General features: G+C 67.7%; 18 protein-coding genes and 1 tRNA gene. 13 read left to right on the top strand and 6 right to left on the bottom strand.

All coding sequences use genetic code 11. The annotated features are described in order from the left end of the window. Positions 1 to 9 precede the first annotated feature (9 nt). Together ABIE51_RS13430 and cysS are read right to left on the bottom strand one after the other, a co-directional pair. Positions 10 to 462, bottom strand: coding sequence for a SufE family protein (locus ABIE51_RS13430; protein ID WP_115844569.1), 453 nt, complete (start codon positions 460 to 462; stop codon positions 10 to 12). 80 nt (positions 463 to 542) lie between these two features. Then, entirely contained in the window at positions 543 to 1910 is a 1368-nt protein-coding gene (gene cysS / locus ABIE51_RS13425) for a cysteine--tRNA ligase (RefSeq protein ID WP_192631111.1), read from the bottom strand. Positions 1911 to 2111: 201 nt separating this feature from the next. Here cysS and ABIE51_RS13420 point away from each other — a divergent pair, with 201 nt between their 5' ends. Next, positions 2112 to 2567 carry a hypothetical protein gene (locus tag ABIE51_RS13420; protein ID WP_232338419.1) on the top strand — a complete coding sequence of 152 codons (456 nt, stop codon included), beginning with the start codon at positions 2112 to 2114 and terminating at the stop codon, positions 2565 to 2567. Between the two features lie 70 nt (positions 2568 to 2637). Here ABIE51_RS13420 and ABIE51_RS13415 read toward each other — a convergent pair whose 3' ends face one another. Beyond that, positions 2638 to 2841, bottom strand: coding sequence for a hypothetical protein (locus ABIE51_RS13415; RefSeq protein WP_157030610.1), 204 nt, complete (start codon positions 2839 to 2841; stop codon positions 2638 to 2640). Positions 2842 to 2854: 13 nt separating this feature from the next. Between ABIE51_RS13415 and ABIE51_RS13410 the strand changes: the two genes are divergently transcribed. The 10 genes from ABIE51_RS13410 (at position 2855) to ABIE51_RS13365 (ending at position 14334) form a co-directional block, all read left to right on the top strand. Next, a complete protein-coding gene (locus ABIE51_RS13410; protein ID WP_192631110.1) occupies positions 2855 to 3865 on the top strand; it encodes an N-acetylornithine carbamoyltransferase in 1011 nt (336 codons plus the stop codon). Between the two features lie 27 nt (positions 3866 to 3892). Next, positions 3893 to 5089: an argininosuccinate synthase gene (locus ABIE51_RS13405; protein ID WP_192631109.1), complete on the top strand. Its 1197-nt coding sequence runs from the start codon at positions 3893 to 3895 to the stop codon at positions 5087 to 5089. An 82-nt stretch (positions 5090 to 5171) separates the two neighbouring features. Continuing rightward, positions 5172 to 6260 (top strand): acetylornithine deacetylase, encoded by a 1089-nt coding sequence (locus ABIE51_RS13400; protein ID WP_192631108.1) that lies wholly within the window; start codon positions 5172 to 5174, stop codon positions 6258 to 6260. 161 nt (positions 6261 to 6421) lie between these two features. Next, positions 6422 to 7744, top strand: a complete 1323-nt coding sequence (locus ABIE51_RS13395) for an acetylglutamate kinase (RefSeq protein ID WP_192631107.1) — start codon at positions 6422 to 6424, stop codon at positions 7742 to 7744. A gap of 7 nt (positions 7745 to 7751) precedes the next feature. Beyond that, a complete protein-coding gene (locus tag ABIE51_RS13390; RefSeq protein WP_192631106.1) occupies positions 7752 to 8375 on the top strand; it encodes a GNAT family N-acetyltransferase in 624 nt (207 codons plus the stop codon). Then, positions 8372 to 9340: an N-acetyl-gamma-glutamyl-phosphate reductase gene (gene argC / locus ABIE51_RS13385; protein ID WP_192631105.1), complete on the top strand. Its 969-nt coding sequence runs from the start codon at positions 8372 to 8374 to the stop codon at positions 9338 to 9340. Before ABIE51_RS13390 ends, argC begins: the two co-directional genes overlap by 4 nt. A 58-nt stretch (positions 9341 to 9398) precedes the next feature. Further along, positions 9399 to 10691: an argininosuccinate lyase gene (argH, locus tag ABIE51_RS13380; RefSeq protein WP_192631104.1), complete on the top strand. Its 1293-nt coding sequence runs from the start codon at positions 9399 to 9401 to the stop codon at positions 10689 to 10691. A 105-nt stretch (positions 10692 to 10796) separates the two neighbouring features. After that, positions 10797 to 11933 carry a serine hydrolase domain-containing protein gene (locus tag ABIE51_RS13375; RefSeq protein ID WP_192631103.1) on the top strand — a complete coding sequence of 379 codons (1137 nt, stop codon included), beginning with the start codon at positions 10797 to 10799 and terminating at the stop codon, positions 11931 to 11933. Continuing rightward, positions 11930 to 13072: a glutamate 5-kinase gene (gene proB / locus ABIE51_RS13370; RefSeq protein ID WP_192631102.1), complete on the top strand. Its 1143-nt coding sequence runs from the start codon at positions 11930 to 11932 to the stop codon at positions 13070 to 13072. The genes ABIE51_RS13375 and proB overlap by 4 nt, the downstream gene beginning before the upstream one ends. Then, positions 13069 to 14334 carry a glutamate-5-semialdehyde dehydrogenase gene (locus tag ABIE51_RS13365; RefSeq protein WP_192631101.1) on the top strand — a complete coding sequence of 422 codons (1266 nt, stop codon included), beginning with the start codon at positions 13069 to 13071 and terminating at the stop codon, positions 14332 to 14334. Before proB ends, ABIE51_RS13365 begins: the two co-directional genes overlap by 4 nt. Before the next feature lie 3 nt (positions 14335 to 14337). On the opposite strand, the gene ABIE51_RS13360 is transcribed toward ABIE51_RS13365, so the two are convergent. Both ABIE51_RS13360 and ABIE51_RS13355 read right to left on the bottom strand, forming a co-directional pair. Next, positions 14338 to 15186, bottom strand: coding sequence for a D-hexose-6-phosphate mutarotase (locus tag ABIE51_RS13360; protein ID WP_192631100.1), 849 nt, complete (start codon positions 15184 to 15186; stop codon positions 14338 to 14340). A 135-nt stretch (positions 15187 to 15321) separates the two neighbouring features. Then, positions 15322 to 15398 (bottom strand) — tRNA-Pro (locus ABIE51_RS13355). Positions 15399 to 15581: 183 nt separating this feature from the next. On the opposite strand from ABIE51_RS13355, the gene hisS reads away from it, so the two are divergent. Both hisS and ABIE51_RS13345 read left to right on the top strand, forming a co-directional pair. Then, a complete protein-coding gene (gene hisS / locus ABIE51_RS13350) occupies positions 15582 to 16976 on the top strand; it encodes a histidine--tRNA ligase (RefSeq protein WP_192631099.1) in 1395 nt (464 codons plus the stop codon). A 55-nt stretch (positions 16977 to 17031) separates the two neighbouring features. After that, complete coding sequence (locus ABIE51_RS13345) at positions 17032 to 18918, top strand: HAL/PAL/TAL family ammonia-lyase (protein WP_192631098.1); 1887 nt, start codon at positions 17032 to 17034, stop codon at positions 18916 to 18918. A gap of 54 nt (positions 18919 to 18972) precedes the next feature. Here the strand turns inward: ABIE51_RS13345 and ABIE51_RS13340 are convergent, their stop codons facing one another. Next, positions 18973 to 20805: a sensor domain-containing diguanylate cyclase gene (locus tag ABIE51_RS13340; protein WP_192631097.1), complete on the bottom strand. Its 1833-nt coding sequence runs from the start codon at positions 20803 to 20805 to the stop codon at positions 18973 to 18975. Positions 20806 to 20999: the final 194 nt, after the last annotated feature.

Here is a 20999-nt window from a genome sequence, read left to right as displayed (position 1 = left end):
GGCGCGGGCTCACAGCGCCTGGCGCGCGCGTTCGCGGATGAAGCCGAGCAGCGCGGCCAGTCCGTTGCTGCGCGTCGGCGACAGGTGCTTCGCCAGGCCGATCTCCGCGATGTAGTCGGCGTTGGTGTCGACGATCTCCTTCGCGCTACGCCCCGAATAGACGCGCAGCGCGAGGTAGATCAGGCCCGATACGATGGCCGAGTCGCTGATCGCGTGGAAGTCGAGGCGGTCCGCATCGCCCTCGGCGACGATCCACACCATCGACTGGCAGCCGTGCAGGCGGTGTTCCTCGGTCTTCCACTCCGGCGGCAGGTCCGGCAGCTTGCGGCCGAGGTCGATCAGGTACTGGTAGCGCTCCGACCAGTCGCCGAAGAAGGCGAACTCATCGCGGATCGCCTGCTGCGCGTCGCGCGCGCTGGCTTCGAGCGGGAAGGGGCTGGTGGGGGCAGCGATGGCGTTCATTGCAGTGGGATTTTACGCGGCGTGCGGCAAGGCACGGTGAGTCGGTCGCCACCCCGGCGGGCCGGGATGGCGACGGTGGATCAGGCGCGCTTCCAGCGCACACCCTGCGGCGTGTCCTCGAGCAGGATGCCTTCGCCGGCGAGCTGGTCGCGGATCGCGTCGGCACGGGCGAAATCGCGCGCCTTCTTCGCGGCGAGGCGCTCGTCGATCAGGGCCTGGATGCGCGCATCGTCGCCTTCCTCTGTGCCGCGCGCGAACCACGCCGCCGGATCCTGCTGCAGCAGGCCGAGTGCGAGGCCGGCACCGAGCAGTTCGGACTTCAGGCGCGCCTTCTCGTCGGCCGATACGGCCTTGCGCGCATCGCCGGCGATGCGGGCGATCTCCGCCATCACCTGCGGCGTGTTGAGGTCGTCGTCCAGCGCGGCTTCGACCGTAGCGGGGATCGCGGGCTCGGCATCGACGTCGGCCAGGTCGCGCAGGGTGCCGTACAGCCGGTCCAGCGTGCGCACACTTTGCTCGATCAGGCCGTCCGACCATTCCAGCGGCTGGCGGTAATGCGCCGACAGCAGCGAGAAGCGCAGCGCCTCCGGCGGGTACTGCTGCACCAGATCGTGCACGCGCTGGATGTTGCCGACCGACTTGGCCATCTTGGCGCCGCCGAAATTCAGCATGCCGTTGTGCAGCCAGTAGCGGGCGAAGATCCTGCCGCCGTGCGCGCACTCGCTCTGCGCGATCTCGTTCTCGTGGTGCGGGAACTGCAGGTCGACGCCGCCGGCGTGGATGTCGATGGTTTCGCCCAGGTGCGCGGCGGCCATCGCCGAGCATTCGATGTGCCAGCCCGGACGGCCGCGACCCCAAGGGGATTCCCAGCCGGGGAGGTCGTCGGTCGAAGGCTTCCACAGCACGAAATCGCCCGCGTCGCGCTTGTACGGCGCCACGTCGATGCGCGCGCCGGCAAGCAGTTCCTCCGGATCGCGGCGCGACAGCTTGCCGTAGCCGGCGAAGGTGCCGACGGCGAACAGCACGTGGCCTTCGGCCTCGTAGGCGTGGCCGGCGTCGATCAGGCGCTGGATCATCTCGATGATCTGCGGCACATGCGCCGTCGCTTCGGGCTGGATGTTCTGCGGCTTCACGCCCAGCGCGGCCATGTCGTCCAGGTACGCGGCGGTGAAGCGGGCGGTGATCTCGCCGATCGGCACGCCGCGCTCACGGGCGGCATTGTTGATCTTGTCGTCGATGTCGGTGATGTTGCGGGCGTAGTCGAGGCTGCCGTAACGGCGACGCAGGACGTCGGCCAGCACGCCGAATACCACCGGCCCGCGGGCATTGCCGACGTGGACGAAGTTGTAGACCGTCGGCCCGCACAGGTACATCGTCGGGCGGTCGGGATTCAGGGGCGCGAACGGCTCGACCCGTCGCGTCAGGCTGTTGAAAAGGTGCAGGCTCATGGGGTTACCGCCGGAAGTGCCGGCCATTCTAGCGGCAGCACCGGGCGCCGCGTCCCGACCCCTCGGGCCGCCGCATGCCGGCAAGCTAAAGGCGAGGTTCAGACCTACGGCGCCGTATCCGCTTACACTTTCTGAACATTTCCCTACCTTGCGAGCGTGATGGCCCGTCCAGTTCCGTCCCTGCCGGCGAAAGCAGCCCCGATGTCCGGGCGCGTCGCCGCGATGGCCGTGGCGGTCCTCTGGGCCGCGGCGGCGCAGGCGCAACAGCAGGCTCCGACGCAGACCACGGTCATCCAGGCGGAGAACGTCCGCTTCGACTACGCGCAGGTGCTGCGCGTGACGCCGGTCTACCAGACGCTGAAGGCCAGCTCGGTCGAGGAACAGTGCGAGGAGGCCAAGGGCGATTCCAAGCTGTCGCGTGCCCTGGGCGCGGTGAAGGAAGCGCTGGGTCGCGAGGAGAAGCAGGACAAGCCCGCCGCCACGCCCGACTGCAAGCCGGTCACCGTCGAACGCGAGTTCCGCCGGCCCATCGCCTACGACGTGGACTACACCTACAAGGGCGCCAAGTACCGCTCGCGCCTGGCAGACGACCCGGGCAACCGGCTGCGGATCCGAGTTTCCGTGACGCCGGTCGTGCAGCCGCCGCGGAGTCGCTGACCTTCCGGGTCACAAATCGGTTGCGCCCGCCCCGGTCGCATGCGAGCATTCGCCCCCTCATGAACGCCCTTTACGCCGACGCCGACGTGCTCACCTCCGCCTGGATGGCGGCGGGGATGACCTCGCGCGCGCGCCGACCGTACACCCGCCAATCCGCTGGGTAGACGGTCGCACGCGCCATTCGCAACAGGCGAAGTGACACACGAAAAGCCCAGCCTACGCGCTGGGCTTTTTGCTTTTCGGCCCAGCGAACCTCCTTCGAGATCTTCTTCACGGGAACGCAGTCGATGACCCCCAAGCACTTCCTCAACACCCAGGACTGGTCGCGCGACGGCCTCGACGCACTGCTCGCGCAGGCGGCGGAGTTCAAGCGCAGCAAGCTGGGCGACCAGCTGAAGGGCAAGTCGATCGCCCTGGTGTTCTTCAATCCGTCGATGCGCACGCGCACCAGCTTCGAACTGGGCGCCTTCCAGCTCGGCGGCCATGCCGTGGTGCTGCAGCCGGGCAAGGACGCGTGGCCGATCGAGTTCAACCTCGGCACCGTCATGGACGGCGACACCGAAGAGCACATCGCCGAAGTCGCGCGGGTGCTGGGCCGTTACGTCGACCTGATCGGCGTGCGCGCGTTCCCGAAGTTCGTCGACTGGCAGTACGACCGCCAGGACATCGTGCTCAACAGCTTCGCGAAGTACTCGCCGGTGCCGGTGATCAACATGGAGACGATCACGCATCCCTGCCAGGAGCTCGCGCACATCCTCGCGCTGCAGGAGCACTTCGGCACGTCCGACCTGCGCGGCAAGAAGTACGTGCTCACCTGGACCTATCACCCCAAGCCGCTCAACACCGCGGTGGCGAACTCCGCGCTGACGATCGCCACGCGCATGGGCATGGACGTCACGCTCCTGTGCCCGACGCCGCAGTACGTGCTCGATGAGCGCTACATCGGCTGGGCCGAACAGAACGTCGCCGAAAGCGGCGGTTCGTTCCGCGTGAGCCACGACATCGAAAGCGCATACCGCGGTGCCGACGTCGTCTACGCCAAGAGCTGGGGCGCGCTGCCGTTCTTCGGCAACTGGGAGCCGGAAAAGCCCATCCGCGACCAGTACAAGCACTTCATCGTCGACGAGCAGAAGATGGCGCTGACCAACAACGGCGTCTTCAGCCACTGCCTGCCGCTGCGCCGCAACGTGAAGGCCACCGACGCGGTGATGGATTCGCCGCAGTGCATCGCCATAGACGAAGCCGAAAACCGCCTGCACGTGCAGAAGGCCATCATGGCCGCGCTCGCCCGCAACTGATTCGAAGAACCCCACAGAGATCCCCACATGAGCAAAGACATCGTCCTCGCCTTCTCCGGCGGCCTCGACACCAGCTTCTGCGTTCCCTACCTGAAGGAGCGCGGCTGGAACGTGCACACCGTGTTCGCCGACACCGGCGGCGTGGATGCGGAGGAACGCGCCTTCATCGAACAGCGCGCCGCCGAGCTGGGCGTCGCCTCGCACGTCACCGTCGATGGCGGTCCGGCTATCTGGGAAGGCTTCGTCAAGCCGTTCGTGTGGGCGGGCGAGGGCTACCAGTCGCAGTACCCGCTGCTGGTGTCGGATCGCTACCTCATCGTCGATGCCGCGCTGAAGCGTTGCGACGAACTGGGCACGAAGGCCATCGCGCACGGCTGCACCGGCATGGGCAACGACCAGGTGCGTTTCGACCTGGCCGTGAAGGCGCTGGGCGATTACGAGATCGTGGCGCCGATCCGCGAGATCCAGAAGGAACACACCGAAGTCCGCGCCTACGAGCAGAAGTACCTGGAAGACCGCGGCTTCGGCGTGCGCGCCAAGCAGAAGGCGTACACGATCAACGAAAACCTGCTCGGCCTGACGATGTCCGGCGGCGAGATCGACCGCTGGCAGGCGCCGGGCGAAGGCGCCGTGGGCTGGTGCAAGCCGCGTAGCGAGTGGCCGGCGCAGGCGCTGCGCGTGAAGATCGGCTTCGTCAACGGCGAAGCGGTGACGCTCGACGGCGAGAAGATCGAAGGCCACACCATGCTGGCCAGGCTCAACGGCCTGTTCGCGCAGTACGGCGTGGGCCGCGGCCTCTACACCGGCGACACGACGATCGGCCTGAAGGGCCGCATCATCTTCGAAGCACCGGGCCTGACCGCGCTGCTCGCCGCGCATCGCGCGCTGGAGGAAGCCGTGCTGAGCAAGCAGCAGAACCGCTTCAAGCCCGAGGTCGCGCGCAAGTGGGTGGAGCTGGTGTACGAAGGCTTCTTCCACGACCCGCTGAAGACCGACCTCGAAGCGTTCCTGCAGTCGAGCCAGTCCACCGTGAACGGCGAAGTCACGCTGGAAACCAACGGCGGCACCGTGACGGCGGTGGCCATCGAGTCGAAGCACATCCTCAACGCCAAGGGCGCGACCTACGCGCAGGCGGCCGACTGGGGCGTGGCCGAGGCCGAAGGCTTCATCAAGCTGTTCGGCATGAGCAGCACGCTGTGGGCCGAGGTCAACCGGAAGGGTTGAGAAGCGGGCAACTGCAGAAGTGAGAAGTGAGCGAAGCGATGCTCACTCCTCACTACTCTCCACTCACTCCGGCGTAAACGACATGCTCGACCAGACCCTCCAACACCTCGAAGCGCTGGTGTCCTTCGATACCCGCAATCCGCCGCGCGACATCGGCACCGGCGGCATCTTCGACTACCTGCGCGGGAAGCTGCACGGCTTCCGCATCGACGTGATCGACCACGGTGCCGGTGCCGTGTCGATGCTCGCCGTGCGCGGCAATCCGACACGCCTGTTCAACGTGCACCTGGACACGGTGCCGTCGTCGGAAGCGTGGAGTGCCGATCCGCACGTGTTGCGCGTTACCGGCGATCGCGCGATCGGCCTGGGCGCATGCGACATCAAAGGCGCGGCCGCGGGACTGGTCACCGCCGCGTCGCGCACGACCGGCGATGCCGCGTTCCTGTTCTCCACCGACGAGGAGGCCAACGACGCGCGCTGCATCGCGGCGTTCCTCGCCAGCGGCCATTCGTTCCAGGACGTCATCGTCGCCGAGCCGACGAAGTGCGAAGCCGTGCTCGCGCATCGCGGCATCAGCTCGGTGCTGATGCGCTTTCGCGGCGTCGCCGGCCATGCGTCGGGGGCGAACGCGATGCAGGCGAGCGCGCTGCACCAGGCGATCCGCTGGGGCGGCCATGCGCTGGATTTCGTCGAAAGCCAGGCGCACCAGCGTTTCGGTGGCCTGACCGGCCTGCGCTTCAACATCGGCCGGGTGGAAGGCGGTATCAAGGCGAACATGATCGCGCCGAGTGCCGAGCTGCGCTTCGGTTTCCGTCCGCTGCCGTCGATGTCGATCGACGCGCTGCACGAACGCTTCGGCACGCTGGTCGAAGCCGGCGCCGTGGAGCGCTACGAGGAAACCTTCCGCGGTCCGTCGCTGCCGTCGGGCGATGTCGCCGATGCGGAGAACCGCCGCCTCGAAGCACGCGACCTCGCCGACGCCCTCGGCCTGCCGATCGGCAACGCGGTGGACTTCTGGACCGAAGCCTCGCTGTTCTCCGCAGCCGGACTCACCGCGATCGTCTACGGCCCCGGCGACATCGCGCAGGCGCACACCGCCGACGAATGGGTCGCGCTGGAGCAGTTGCAGCGCTACACCGAATCGGTAACCCGCATCCTAGAAACTGCATGACGACGCCCTGAGCCCCCGCTTTTTGGAGCCCCCTTGAGTCAAGGGGGCGGCCTCGCCGTGAAGCGGCGCGGCGGGGATGTGGCGCTAGACCCTGAGGGTGTCGCGACGCGACGCCCGTCGGCCCGAAGACCTTGCAAGAACAACACCTGATCCACTCAAAGATGAACGACACCCGCGACATCCAGACGAGACAAACCATCGTGCGCCTGCTTTCGAGCATGGCCAGCGCGAAGGAGATCTCGCAGTACCTCAAGCGCTTCTCGCAGCTGGACGCCAAGCGCTTTGCCGTGGTGAAGGTCGGCGGCGCGGTGCTGCGCGACGATCTCGAAGCACTGACATCCTCGCTCGCGTTCCTGCAGGACGTGGGCCTAACGCCCATCGTCATCCACGGCGCCGGTCCGCAGCTCGATGAAGAGCTGTCGGCCGCCGGCATCGTGAAGCAGACGGTGAACGGCCTTCGCGTCACCTCGCCCGAAGCGCTCGCCATCGTGCGTCGCGTGTTCCAGTCGCAGAACCTGAAACTGGTCGAAGCGCTGCAGGCCTTCGACGCGCGCGCGACGTCGATTGTGTCGGGCGTGTTCGAAGCCGATTACCTGGATCGCGACACGTACGGCCTTGTCGGTGAAGTGAAGCGCGTGAACCTTGCGCCGATCGAAGCCAGCCTGCGCGCCGGTTCCATCCCGGTCATCGCGAGCCTGGGCGAAACCGCCTCCGGCCAGATCCTCAACGTCAATGCCGACTTCGCCGCCAATGAACTGGTACAGAAGCTGCAGCCGTACAAGATCGTGTTCCTCACCGGCACCGGCGGCCTGCTCGATGACAGCGGCAAGGTGATCGACTCGATCAATCTGTCGACCGAGTACGACCACCTCATGTCGCAGCCGTGGATCAACGGCGGCATGCGCGTGAAGATCGAACAGATCAAGGACCTGCTGGACAAGCTGCCGCTGACCTCGTCGGTGTCGATCACCAAGCCGTCGGAGCTGGCGAAGGAACTGTTCACGCACAAGGGTTCGGGCACGCTCGTGCGCCGCGGCGAGCGCGTGCTGCAGGTGTCGCAGTGGAGCGAACTCGATCTGGAACGCCTGCGCGAGCTCATCGAATCGGCGTTCGGCCGCCGCCTGCTGCCCGATTATTTCGAGCGCACGACGCTGCATCGCGCCTACGTCAGCGAGAACTATCGCGCCGCGGTGATCCTCACGAGCGAGGATGCCGGCATCTACCTCGACAAGTTCGCCGTGCTCGACGAAGCGCAGGGCGAAGGTCTCGGTCGCGCGGTGTGGCAGGTGATGCGCGAGCAGAATCCGCGCCTGTTCTGGCGCTCGCGCCACGGCAACCCGGTCAACCCGTTCTACTACGCCGAATCCGATGGCTGCCTGAAACAGGAGAAGTGGAAGGTGTTCTGGTACGGCATGGACAGCTTCGACGAGATCGCGCGCTGCGTCGCGCACAGCGGCGGGCGCACTGCGACGCTGAAGGACTGAGGACGCGATGAGCGCACACGTCGACCCCTGGACCCGCGTGCCGAGCCTTCGCGGCCAGCACGTCGTGCTCGAACCGCTGCGTGCCGACCACGCCGCCGGCCTGCGCCTTGCGCTCGGCGACGGCGAACTGTCGCGCCTGTGGTTCACCAACGTGCCGGCGCCGAACGATGTCGACGGCTACATCGCCGCCGCGCTGGAGATGCAGGCGCAGGGCAAGGCGCTCGTGTTCGCGGTGCACGATGCGAACGGCGAGATCGTCGGCTGCACGCGCTTCTACGACCTCGATCCGGCCGTGCCGCGCGTGCAGATCGGCTACACGTTCTACGCACCGCGCGTGCAGCGCACCGGGCTGAACACCGAAGCGAAGCTGCTGCTGCTCGCGCATGCGTTCGAAACGATGGGCTGCGCGTGCGTGGGCTTCGAAACCAGCTGGTTCAACCACGCGTCCCGCACCGCGATCGCGCGGCTGGGCGCGAAGCAGGACGGCGTGCTTCGCAGCCATCGTCGTCACGCCGACGGCAGCGTGCGCGACACGGTGGCGTTTTCCATCATCGAATCCGAATGGCCGGCCGTGAAGCGCAATCTCCGGCACCGGCTTGAACAACACGAACAAGGGAGCGACCGGACGTGAGCAAGTCCGTTGGCATCGTAGGCGCGCGCGGTTACGTGGGCGCCGAACTCATCCGGCTCATCGCCGGTCATCCGGATCTCGAACTCGCGTTCGTGTCCTCGCGCGAACTGGTCGGGCAGCGTGTTGCCGATCAGTTCGAAGGCGTGGAAGGCATCGATCCCGAACTGCGCTATGTCGCGCCGTCGAACGAGGAACTGCCGGGCCTGGGCGCGGACGCGGTCGTGCTCGCGCTGCCGAACGGCAAGGCCGCCGCGTGCGTCGCCGCGTTCGACAACGCGGGCATGGATCCGGTCATCGTCGATCTTTCCGCCGATTACCGCTTCGACGACACCTGGTACTACGGCCTGCCCGAACTCACGCGCCGCAAGTACGCGGGACAACGCCGCATCAGCAATCCCGGCTGCTATGCCACGGCGATGCAGCTGGCGGTCGCGCCGATGCTCGATGTGCTGGCGGGTCCGGTGCAGTGCTTCGGCGTGTCGGGCTATTCGGGCGCGGGTACGTCGCCGTCGGACAAGAACGATCCGGAAAAACTGCGCGACAACCTGATGCCGTACGCGCTGACCAATCACATTCATGAGCGTGAAGTGACGCGCCAGCTCGGTCACGAAGTACAGTTCCTGCCGCACGTCGCACCGCATTTCCGCGGGCTGACCATCACCGCCAACCTGCCACTGTCGACCGCGTTCGAACGCGACGCCGTCGTGTCGCGCTATCGCGAACGCTACGCCGACGAGCCGATGGTCGACGTGCTCGACGAAGCGCCGTGGGTCAGCCGCATCGCCGGCCAGCATCACGTCGAGCTGGGCGGTTTCACGCTGTCGCCCGATGGCCACCGCCTGGTCGTCGTCGCCACCGAGGACAACCTGCTCAAGGGCGCGGCGACGCAGGCGTTGCAGAACCTCAACCTCGCGTTCGGGTTGGACGAGAACCGCGGCGTCCCGCAGGTTCGCCACGCGGGTTAGTCTGGCGTCGTTCGCATGCGCGGGCGACAGGGAAGCATCACGTAATACCGAGGCCGTCATGTCCGATCTGTTGTGGCAAAAACCCGGCGTCAAGGTCGACGCGCGCATCCAGAAGTTCCTCGCCGGCGAGGACGTGATCCTCGATCGCGAGTTCTTCGTGTTCGACATCGAGGCCAGCCGCGCGCATGCGCAGGGCCTGCAGCAGATCGGCATCCTCGCCGCCGACGAACTCGCCGGGCTGGAGCGCGAGCTTTCCCTCCTCGCCGACGATTTCAATGCGGGCCGCTTCGTCCTCGATGATCAGTACGAAGACGGACATTCGGCGATCGAGGCGCGCCTGGTCGAACGCCTCGGCGATGCCGGCAAGAAGATCCACACCGGCCGCAGCCGCAACGACCAGATCCTCGTCGCCACGCGTCTGTGGCTGAAGGATCGCCTGTCGCGCCTGCTCGCCACGTGCCGCGAGAGCGCGCAGGTCGCGCTCGCCCGCGCGGAGGCCGAGCAGGCCGTGCCACTGCCGGGCTACACGCACCTGCAGCGCGCCGTCGTGTCCTCGCTGGGCATGTGGTGGGCGGCGTGGGCCGAGGGGTTCGTCGACGACGCGCAGCGCGCCGCGGACACGCTCGCATGGGTGGATGCCAATCCGCTCGGCAGCGCTGCCGGTTACGGGGTGAACCTGCCGCTGGCACGCGACCACACCACGCAGGCGCTCGGCTTCGGCCGCATGCAGGTGTCGGCCGCGTATGCGCAGCTTTCGCGCGGCAAGTTCGAGATGGCCGCGATCGAAGCGCTGACCTCCGCGCTGCTCGACCTGCGCCGCCTCGCGTGGGACCTGAGCCTGTTCACCAGCGCCGAATTCGGTTTCGTCGCGTTGCCGTCGCAGTACACGACGGGCAGTTCGATCATGCCGAACAAGCGCAATCCCGACGTCATCGAACTGATGCGCGCCAGCTACTCCGCGGCCGCGGCCGCGCGCACGGAGATCGAACAGCTCCTCTCGCTGCCGTCGGGCTACCACCGTGACCTGCAGTTTTCGAAGGGAGCGATCTTCCACGCGTTCGGCCGCGGGCTCGACGCGCTCGAACTGCTGCCGGACCTGCTGCGCAACCTGGAATGGAAGACCGAGCGCATGCGCGAGGCGCTGGATCCGTCGATGTACGCGACCGATCTGGCCGTCGACATGGCGCGCGAGGGGTTGCCGTTCCGCGAGGCCTACCGGCTTGCCGCCGATCCGGCGCGCTGGGCCGAAGGCGATCCGGACGCGAGCCTGCGTGCACGCGTTTCGCCAGGTGCGTCGGGTGAGCTGCGGCTCGATGCGTTGAAGGAAAGACTGGCTCGTTTGGCGGAGTAACTTCCGGCACATCCTCCCGCGCGCGGGGCGCGGGCAGGCTGGTTCCAATGCAGTGGCAGTCGCGGTTCCGCATCACACGGTACGTCCATGATGAAGGGGAGCTCCATGCGCCGTTGGTTCTTCGCACTGTTCGCGTTCGCGCCGGCCGTCGTGGCGGCGCATGAGATTCCCGCGCCGGCGGCCATCGATGCCGAAGTCGCGCGCGTCATGCGCGACACCGGATCGAAGGGCCTCGCCATCGCCGTCATCGACGATGGCAAGCCGGTGCACGTCGCTGCGCACGGCGTGCGCAACGCGGCAGGCGACCCGCTGCAGGTCGACACGATCATGTACGGCGCATCGCTGACCAAGGCGGTGTTCGCCTACACCGTGATGCGGCAGGTCGATGCCGGCCGCTTCACGCTCGACACGTCGCTCGCCGACATGCTGCCCAGGCCGCTGCCGTCCTATGCATCGGCGGACATCACGAACCGTTTCGCCGACTGGACCGCACTGGACGAGCGCTGGCGCAAGCTGACGCCGCGCATCGTGCTGACGCATTCCACCGGCTTCGCGAACTTCGGTTTCCTTGAGCCGGACGAGAAGCTGCATTTCCACTTCGATCCCGGTTCGCGCTACGCGTACTCCGGCGATGGGCTGAATACGCTCCAGTTCGCGATGGAAATCGGCAAAGGCATCGACGTCGGGACGGAAAGCGCGCGCATCTTCAACGAACTCGGCATGACGAGCACGAGCTTGATCTGGCGCGACGACTTCGCCGGCAACCTCGCCGATGGCTGGGACGAGCAGGGCAAGGTCGAGCCGCACGACGAACGCTCCAAGGTGCGGGCCGCCGGCTCGATGGACACGACCATCGCGGATTTGGCGAAGTTTGCCGCGGCATTCGTGCGCGGCGATGGCCTCAAGCCGAGCAGCCGCGCCGAAATGGTGAAGCCGCAACTGGCGATCACCACGCGTTCGCAGTTCCCGACGTTGCAACCGGAGCTTCCGCCGGAACAGCGCCGGAAGGATCTCGCGGCGGGCATTGGCGTGGTCGTATTCGAGGGCCCGCAGGGTCGCGGCTTCTTCAAGGGTGGGCACAACGACACCACCGGCAACACATGGGTCTGCGTAGAGCAACGCAAGCGCTGCGTGGCGATCCTGTCGAACGACGTGCGCAGCGAGGCGGGTTTCCCGCAGCTCGTGCGCTTCGTGCTGGGCGAGACGGGCGTGCCGTTCGACTGGGAATACGGCACGCAATGAACGGCTCCGATTTCACCGCGCAACCGCTGCCGCCGTGGCGACGGGCCGTGCTGAAGGTCGGCAGCAGCCTGCTGTCGGGCGAAGACGGCCTGGATCCGCGCCATGCGGGCGCCCTCGCGCGCTTCATCGAACATGCGCGGACGCAGCAGCGGGAGATCGTGCTCGTGTCGTCCGGCGCGGTCGCGGCGGGACGGCATCGCATCGCTGCGGGCGGCGAGAACCTCGTGCTGCGTCAGGCATTGGCGTCGCTCGGGCAGGCCGCGCTCGTGACGTTCTGGCAGCAGCTGGTCGATCGTCCCGTCGCGCAGGTGCTGCTCACGCACGATGACCTGCGCAACCGGCGGCGCTACCTCAACGCGCGCGCGACGCTGCGCGAACTGCTGCGCCTGGGCGCGCTGCCGGTGATCAACGAGAACGACACGGTCGCCGTCGACGAACTCAAGCTCGGCGACAACGACAACCTTGCCGCGGCCGTGGCGTCGCTGGTGGATGCGGACCTGCTGTTGATCGCCACCGACATCGGCGGCCTGTACAGCGCGCATCCGCGCGACCCGGCGGCGCAAGCGATCATGCGCGTGGAGACCATCACGCCGGAGCTGCTGCAGGCCGCAAGCGGCGGCGCCGGCACGCTCGGCACAGGCGGCATGCGCACGAAACTCGATGCCGCCGCCAAGGCAGGCGCGGCCGGTATCGCGACCGCGCTGTTCTGCGGCCGTGATGCGGATGTCGTTCGGGCGCTTCACGACGACGTGCTGCACGGCACGCTGGTGCTCGCGCAGGGCGACCGCCTCCGCGCCCGCAAGCAATGGCTGCGGCATGCGCCATCATCCGGCCGCCTGCACGTGGACGCGGGCGCGTTCGCCGCGTTGCACCGTCAAGGCGCGTCGCTGCTGCCGGGCGGAGTGGTGTCGGCCAAAGGGGAGTTCCGCCGCGGCGACGTGGTCGAGATAGGCGTCGAACACGAACCCGCCTTCGCGCGCGGCCTGGCCCAGTACGGCGCCAACGAAGTCCGTCGCATCGCGCGCCGGCACAGCAACGAGATCGAAGCGATCCTCGGATTCCGCTACGGCGAATCGGTGGTGCATCGCGACGACCTGGTGCTGATCGACGCGACGTCGCACAAGGAAACCAGCACGTGAGTGGATACGTCCGCCATCTCGCCGAACGCGCGCGCGAGGCCGCGTCGGTCATCGCGCGGCTCGACGGTGACGCGCGCCGTCGCCTGATCGAACGCATGGCCGATGCGCTTTCGGAGCGTCGCGCCGAGGTGATGGCCGCGAATGCCGAAGACATGGAACGCGGGCGCGCGAACGGGCTCGGCGATGCGGTGCTCGACCGCCTCAAGCTCGACGACACGCGCATCGATTCGATGGCACAGGGCCTGCGCGAAGTCGCGGCGCAGGCCGATCCGCTCGGTGTCGTCACGCGGCGCGACGTACGTCCGAATGGCGTGGTCATCGAACGCCAGCGCATTCCGCTGGGCCTGATCGCCATGATCTACGAGGCACGTCCGAACGTGACCGCCGATGCCGCGGCGCTGTGCCTCAAGGCCGGCAATGCGGTGCTGCTGCGCGGCGGTTCGGAGGCACGCGCGAGCAACGCCGCGATCGCCGCCTGCCTGCATTCGGCGCTGCGTGCCGAGGGCCTGCCGGAAGCGGCGGTCTCGCTGGTGTCCGATCCGGCGCGCGAACACGTGCTCGAACTGCTGCAGCTGTCGGACCTGATCGACCTGGCCATCCCGCGCGGCGGCGAGAGCCTGATCCGCTTTGTCGCCGAACACGCGCGCGTGCCGGTGATCAAGCATTACAAGGGCGTCTGCCATCTGTACGTCGATGCCTCGGCCGATGTCGCGCAGGCGCTGGACCTGCTGATCGACGGCAAGGCCTCGCGGCCAGGCGTCTGCAATGCGCTGGAAACGCTGCTGGTGCATCGCGATGTCGCCGCGACGTTCCTGCCGTGCGCGATGGAACGGCTCTCCGCACGCGGCGTCGAAGTGCGCGGCTGCGAGCGGACGCGGGCGATCGTTCCGCATGCACGCGCAGCCACGGACGACGACTACGCGGCCGAGTACCTGGACTTCGTCATTGCCGTGCGCGTGGTCGACGACCTGGACGCGGCGCTGGCGCACATCGCGCGATACGGCTCGGACCACACCGAGGTGATCGCGACGCAGGATGCGGGGGCGGCGGATGCGTTCGTGCGCGGCACGCGCAGTTCGGCGGTGATGGTGAATGCGTCGTCGCGTTTCAATGACGGCGGGCAGCTGGGCCTGGGCGCGGAGATCGGCATTTCCACCACGCGACTGCACGCGTACGGCCCGATGGGCGCCGAATCGCTCACGATCGAGCGCTTCGTCGTGCGCGGGGAAGGGCAGGTGCGCCACGCGGAGTCGCGCGGCTGACCCTCACTCCCGGAGGCGCTGCACGCCGAGCCAGCGTTCTCCCGGCGCAAGCGGGACGGGTTCCATCACCGTCGACGCTTCCACGCAGATGAAGCGCAGGTGTTCGCCCGCGCCGAGGTCGCCCATCGAGGCCGCCAGCGTGGCGCCGGGATTCCATACGACCGCATCGCGGAAGCCCTCGCTTTCGATGTGCAGCGTCGAGTCACCGTCGCGCAGGCGCAGCGACCGTGGCGCGGCGGCGTAGATGCGGTCGAGTTCGCCTTCGAAACGGATCGGAGCGTTCGACGCCGGCATCGCGGCGCCGTTGCGCGCCGAATCCTCGTAAGGCGTGGACTCCAGGCCGTCGAGTTCCACGGCGGCCAGCTTCGCCACGCGCAGGTAGGTGTGCAGCGCGGCGGTGAAGGCGAACGGTGCGTCGTCGCGGTTGAGCACTTCCAGGCCGACCTGCAGCGCATCCGCACCGAGCGCGACGTGCAGCCGCGCGCCGAAGCGGACGGGCCACAGCGAGCGCGTGTGTTCGTCGTCGTCCAGCTCGAACACGGCCGACTCGCCGAACGGCGTTGCTTCCTGCAAGCCGGCGAAGCGCCATTCCAGCAGCCGCGCGAACCCGTGTTTCAGCAGCGCCCCACGTGCGCCGAACTGCGGAAAGATCACCGGAATGCCGCCGCGGATCGCGGTGCCGGGCGTCAGGCTGGCGTTGGGGCTGAGATACAGGCGCTCGCGGGCGGGGGAGGGCTTCCACGACAGCACGTTCGCGCCGTGCAGGCTGATGTCGGTCGTGGCGCCGCTGGAATGGCGCAGGCGCACGCAGGAACGGCCGCGCTGCTCGAAGGGTTCGATGGACAGGGGCATGGCGGGGCGCCGAAGGGACTGCGCGGCATCATGCCCGACGTCGCGTCGACGCGTACGTGCGTTCGGAACGCCCCAAACGAAAAACGCCGGCATCGGCCGGCGTTTTCTGTTTCAGCAACCGCATCGCTGCGGAATTGGTCGGGGAGACAGGATTTGAACCTGCGACTTCTACGTCCCGAACGTAGCGCTCTACCAGGCTGAGCTACACCCCGACTGCTGAGCCGCAAATTCTAGTCAGTTCGGCGGGGGCGAGGCAAGGGGTCTCATGCAATTTCCTTCAGGTCGGTGGCGCCGCGCTGGGGGAAGGGCGGGCGCAACCGCTAAACTGTGGGGGTTCCCGTCCCCTTCAGCGACGCGCCGCGCAGGCGCCGCCGCCCGATCCACTGGAGTCCCGCTTGATCAAGCCGCGTACCCCGCCCGGGGTCATGGAGCTGCTGCCTCCTGACCAGATCGCTTTCCAGCGCATGCTGGACACGATCCGCCGAAATTTCGAACGCTTCGGCTTCCTCCCGGTGGAAACGCCGGTGATGGAGCTGTCGGAGGTGCTGCTGACCAAGTCCGGCGGCGAGACCGAGCGGCAGGTGTATTTCGTGCAGTCCACCGGCGCGCTCGGCAAGGCCGAAAGCGGGACCGGCGAGGGCATGCCGGAGCTGGCGCTGCGCTTCGACCTGACCGTGCCGCTGGCGCGCTTCGTCGCGGAGCACGAACACGAGCTCGCGTTCCCGTTCCGCCGCTACCAGATGCAGCGCGTGTACCGCGGCGAGCGCGCCCAGCGCGGCCGGTTCCGCGAGTTCTACCAGTGCGACATCGACGTGATCGGCAAGGACGCGCTGAGCGTGCGCTTCGATGCCGAACTGCCGGCGGTGATCCATTCGGTGTTCAGCGAGCTGGACATCGGCGCGTTCACGATCCAGCTCAACAACCGCAAGCTGATGCGCGGCTTCTTCGAGGCGCAGGGCGTCGCCGACGGCGAACTGCAGGCGCTGGTGCTGCGTGAAGTCGACAAGCTCGACAAGCGCGGCGAGGACTACGTGCGCGAAACGCTGACCGGCGAAGGCTTCAACCTGCCGGCCGAGGGCGTCGAGAAGATCCTCGACTTCGTGAAAGTGCGCTCCACCTCGCACGCGGATGCGATGGCGCAGCTGGACGCGCTGGGCGAAGGCAACGATTCGCTGCGCGAAGGCGTGGCCGAGCTGCGCGAAGTGCTGGAACTGGTGCGCGCGCTCGGCGTGCCGGAAACGCACTACGCGCTCAATTTCTCCATCGCGCGCGGCCTGGACTACTACACCGGCACCGTCTACGAGACCACGCTCAACGATTACCCGCAGATTGGTTCGATCTGCTCGGGCGGCCGTTACGAGAACCTTGCCAGCCACTACACCAAGTCGAAGCTGCCGGGCGTCGGCATCTCGATCGGCCTCACGCGTCTGTTCTGGCAGCTGCGCGAAGCCGGCCTGCTCGGCAAGGCGACCGGCAGCACGGTGCAGGCGATGGTCGCGCTGATGGATGCCGATTCGCTGCCCGACGCGCTCGACATCGCGCGTCGCCTGCGCGCGGCCGGCATCAACACCGAGATGCAGATGGAAGCGCGGAAGATCGGCAAGCAGTTCCAGTACGCCTCGCGTGCCGGCATCCGCTTCGTCGTGCTCACCGGCGAGGACGAGCGCGCACGCGGCGTGGTCGCGGTGAAGGACCTGCTGCGCGAGGAACAGTTCGAAGTCGCGCGCGAGGAGCTTGCGAGCACGCTGCGCGTTGAACTCGAGCAGGCCCAGGTACTCGCCGGTCGCTGAGCCCTGATCCTCCCCTGTTCGCAGGGGAGGACGCCGACACCATTACGGAACCTCCATGAAACCGATCCGACTCGACGGCCGTTCCCTCACCCGAGCACAACTGGTCGATGTCGCCTACGGCGCGCACGTCGAGCTGGCGCACGAGCAGCTTCCGACCGTGGCGCGCGCCGCGGCCTTCCTGGCCGAACAGGTGGGCCGGGAAGAGCCGATCTACGGCGTTTCCACCGGTTTCGGCAGCAATGCCGACCGCCTGCTCGGCAACCATCGCCTTCGCGACGAATTGCCCGGCAGCACGCGTTCGAACGAAACGCTGCACGAGGAACTGCAGCGCAATCTCATCGTCACGCACGCGGTGTGCGTGGGCGAGCCGTTCGCGCCGGAGATCGTCCGCGCGATGTTGTGCATCCGCATCAACACGCTGATGCGCGGGCATTCGGGCATCCGCGTCGAAACATTGCAGGCGCTGACCTCGATGCTAAACGCCGGCATCGTGCCGGTCGTGCCGCAGCTGGGTTCGGTGGGCGCGTCGGGCGACCTCGCGCCGTTGTCGCATCTGGCGATCGTGCTGCTCGGCGGTGGCGAAGCGTTCTTCGAAGGCCAGCGGATGCCGGGCGCTGAAGCGCTGCGTCTCGCGGGCCTGTCGCCGATCACGCTGTCGTACAAGGAAGGCCTCGCGCTCAACAACGGCACCGCGCAGATGCTCGCCTGTGGCGTGCTCGCGCTGGACAAACTCGAAGACCTGCTCGATACGGCCGATCTCGCCGCGGCGATGACGATCGACGCCTTCGCAGGGCGCCTGGGCGCGTTCGCCGAGGAAGTGCATGCGCTGCGCCCGCATCCGGGCCAGGTGCACAGCGCGGCGAACCTGCGCATCCTGCTGCAGGGTTCGACGCTGGCCGACATTCCGTACCACCTCGTGCCGAAGTTCCGCGCGTGGCAGCCCGGCAGCTGGGACACCGCGCAGGCGCAGTCGCTGCGGTTCGACATCGGCTGGGATTGGGTGCCGATGGCCCAGCGCCACGGTCGCGAGAAGTTCTATCGCCGTTTCCGCCCGTTCCGCGGCGGCAAGAAGCACCAGCCGCAGGACAGCTACTCGCTGCGCTGCATCCCGCAGGTGCACGGCGCGGTGCGCGACGCGATCGCGCAGGCGGCGCGCGTTCTGGACATCGAACTCAATGCGCTGACCGACAACCCCATCGTGTTCCCCGATGCGAAGGCCGAGTTCGTCGAGCAGCAGGTGATTTCCGCCGGCCATTTCCACGGCATGCCGCTGGCACTGGCGATGAGCTACGTGAAGGCGGCCATTCCCGTGCTGGCGAGCATTTCCGAGCGCCGCCTCAACAAGCTGGTGGATCCGGCCACGAACGACGGCCTGCCGGGTTTCCTCATCGGCAACGAGGATTCCACCGAGTCCGGCCACATGATCGTGCAGTACACGGCGGCGGCGATCGTCAACGACCTGGCGAGCCGTGCGCATCCGGCCTCGGTGTATTCGATCCCGACCAGCGCGAACGCCGAAGACCACGTGTCGATGGGCGCGAACGAAGCACGCCACGTGCTGTCGATGGCGGACGACCTGGGCAAGGTGATCGCGCTGGAGCTGTACACCGCCGCGCAGGCGCTGGACCTGCGTCGCGACATGATCAACGCCGCGCGCGATCTCGCGAACCGTGCCGATGCGACCGCGCTCGCGGCCAAGATCGCCGGCGGCCCGACGCCGGGCACGCTGGAATACGACGCCTTCCTCGACGAGGTCGAAGCGCTGCGCGCCGAGCTCGCGGCCGCGGACGAGTTCCAGCCGGGCCGCGCCGTGGCAGCCGCGCATGCGGCGATCCGCCGTGAGATTCCGTTCCTCGATCGCGATCGCGCCCTCGACGGCGAAGTCGCCACCGCGGTGCGTCTGGTGAAGGACGGCACGATCCTGGGCGCGGCGCGCAGCTGAGCGTTGATTCAAGCCCTTTCCCGCAAAGGGGAGGGTCGGGGTAAGTGCCCGCAGTCATGCCATTTCCCCGTGCGACGTGCGCACGCAATCGCGCCCGTCGGCTTTCGCGCGATACAGCGCCTGGTCGGCCAGCTGCAACAACGGATCGACCCCGCCGAACGCGGGCGATCCGGCGGCGTGCACGCCGATGCTCGCCGTCACCGTGATCTCGTAGGCACCGCTGCGGAACGGCGATTCGCGCAGGTGATGGCGCAGGTCTTCGGCGACCTGCGCCGCGGCGGTGAGGTTCAGGCCGGGCAGCACGACCACGAATTCCTCGCCGCCGAATCGCGCCAGCAGCGCATCCTGGTGCGGGCGCAGCGCATGGCCCAGGGTACGCGCCGCCCAGCGCAGGCATTCGTCGCCGATCAGGTGCCCGTAGCGGTCGTTGATCGACTTGAAGTTGTCCAGGTCGATCATCAGCAACGACAGCGGACGGTGATGCTCGCGCGCCTGCCGGAGCAACGCATCGAAGCGGTCGCGGAAATGCGTGCGGTTGTGCAGTCCGGTCAATGCGTCGCGCTGGCTGGACTCGCGCAGCCGTGCATGCGCATCTTCCAGCTGCACCAGCGCGCTTCGAAGTTCCGTGGTGCGCAGTTCGACCTTGTGCTCCAGCTGCGCCTTCGCGTCGCTGACGATGCGTTCGTTCTCGTTGCGGAACTGGGCATAGCGGTGGCCCAGCGCGATCGACAGCAGCAGCATTTCCAGGGCCGAGCCGATCTGCACCCCGTATTCGGTGAAGAAGGTTTTGGGCGCCAGGCCGAATGCCACGGCGACGAACAATCCCGTCCCCAACAGGAACATCGCCCACGCCAGCAGGAACAGCCGCGCCGGCGCGTAACCGCGACGCACCATCGCCACCGATGCGATCGCGATCCACGCGATGCTCGGCAGCACCGCGGCGCCGGCGACGGGTGTGGCGATGTGGTACGGCAACCACGTCGACGCCACGCCCAGAAGCGCGAAGAACGCGATCAGCAGCAGGCTGACGCGGTCGCCGCGTGGCCACTGTTCGCGCAGGCCGAGGAACACGCGCGCGAACTGCTGCATGCCGATCTGCGCCAGGCACGCCGACAACGGCACCATGCGGTCGTTCATCCAGGTCGAGCCAGGCCACAGGTATTCGAAGCCCAGGCCGTTGAGCGTGAACAGCACCAATCCGAACGCGGACAGGTGCACCAGGTACCAGAAGTAGCTGGCATCGCGCAGGCTCAGCCACAGCGCCATGTTGTAGAAGAACAGCGCCAGCAGGATCCCGTAGTACGCGCCGATGACGAACTGCGCATCGCGCGCGGCCTCGGCGAAGGCCGGCAGCGTGAACAGCGAGAGCGGCACCTGCATCGAGCTTTCGCTCTGCACGCGCACGAATACGTCCACCGGCTCGCCGGGCGGAAGCGTCAGCAGGAAGTTCGGATGCCGGTAGCGGATGCTTCGTGCGGCGAACGGCAGATGGTCGCCGCCTGCCTGCACCGTGATGCGGCCGTCCGCATGACGCGCGTACACGTCGATGCGGTCGCTCAGTGCGTAGTGCTGGACCAGCAGCCACCGCGTCTCGGGGTTGTCGCGGTTGACCACGCGAACATGGAACCAGAACGCGCCGTCGTGGAAACCGAGCGAGGTTCGGCCGCTGGGCAGGGGCTGGAAGCGTCCGTCGTCGAGCCACCCCATCGCCGTGCCGATATCACCGGTCGCGGGTTCGTCGTGGAGGTACTGCATGGCCGGCGCGAGATCGAGCTGGGCCGTCTGCCGCCCCAGTTCGATGGTTGCCGCCGATGCGGACGCCGCCGACCACGCAAGCGCGAGCAGCGCCGCGAGGCAGAGGCGGACCCAGACAGGCGCACGTTCCATGTCGTCCCTTCGGCCGCTGGTCATGCGGTGGCCGATCGTTGAGGCGTTGGCGTGGGACCGGGCAGGGCGGCGAGCCCGCACTGGCGGCCCGGCGGGCGGTCGTGACGCGGCCATCACTATCGCCGCGGACCGTGTGAACGCGGCGTTCAGGCTAGGGCCGGCCTCGGGCTCCTGCCGGTTGACCGCGCCCCGAC

Origin of the sequence: Lysobacter sp. OAE881 (genome assembly GCF_040546665.1) — a bacterium.
Lineage (GTDB): Bacteria > Pseudomonadota > Gammaproteobacteria > Xanthomonadales > Xanthomonadaceae > Lysobacter_J > Lysobacter_J soli.
Note: the sequence above shows the minus strand (reverse complement) of the source record. Positions and strands in the feature narration are given on the sequence as shown.

Excerpts from the sequence above, each read along its gene's own strand:
- ABIE51_RS13340 (WP_192631097.1), bottom strand. The coding sequence starts at position 20,805 with ATGGAACGTGCGCCTGTCTGGGTCCGCCTCTGCCTCGCGGCGCTGCTC.
- proB (WP_192631102.1), top strand. The coding sequence starts at position 11,930 with ATGAACGGCTCCGATTTCACCGCGCAACCGCTGCCGCCGTGGCGACGG.
- ABIE51_RS13360 (WP_192631100.1), bottom strand. The coding sequence starts at position 15,186 with ATGCCCCTGTCCATCGAACCCTTCGAGCAGCGCGGCCGTTCCTGCGTG.
- ABIE51_RS13395 (WP_192631107.1), top strand. The coding sequence starts at position 6,422 with ATGAACGACACCCGCGACATCCAGACGAGACAAACCATCGTGCGCCTG.
- ABIE51_RS13420 (WP_232338419.1), top strand. The coding sequence starts at position 2,112 with ATGTCCGGGCGCGTCGCCGCGATGGCCGTGGCGGTCCTCTGGGCCGCG.
- ABIE51_RS13375 (WP_192631103.1), top strand. The coding sequence starts at position 10,797 with ATGCGCCGTTGGTTCTTCGCACTGTTCGCGTTCGCGCCGGCCGTCGTG.
- ABIE51_RS13430 (WP_115844569.1), bottom strand. The coding sequence starts at position 462 with ATGAACGCCATCGCTGCCCCCACCAGCCCCTTCCCGCTCGAAGCCAGC.
- ABIE51_RS13410 (WP_192631110.1), top strand. The coding sequence starts at position 2,855 with ATGACCCCCAAGCACTTCCTCAACACCCAGGACTGGTCGCGCGACGGC.
- argH (WP_192631104.1), top strand. The coding sequence starts at position 9,399 with ATGTCCGATCTGTTGTGGCAAAAACCCGGCGTCAAGGTCGACGCGCGC.
- ABIE51_RS13400 (WP_192631108.1), top strand. The coding sequence starts at position 5,172 with ATGCTCGACCAGACCCTCCAACACCTCGAAGCGCTGGTGTCCTTCGAT.
- ABIE51_RS13405 (WP_192631109.1), top strand. The coding sequence starts at position 3,893 with ATGAGCAAAGACATCGTCCTCGCCTTCTCCGGCGGCCTCGACACCAGC.
- ABIE51_RS13345 (WP_192631098.1), top strand. The coding sequence starts at position 17,032 with ATGAAACCGATCCGACTCGACGGCCGTTCCCTCACCCGAGCACAACTG.
- cysS (WP_192631111.1), bottom strand. The coding sequence starts at position 1,910 with ATGAGCCTGCACCTTTTCAACAGCCTGACGCGACGGGTCGAGCCGTTC.
- ABIE51_RS13390 (WP_192631106.1), top strand. The coding sequence starts at position 7,752 with ATGAGCGCACACGTCGACCCCTGGACCCGCGTGCCGAGCCTTCGCGGC.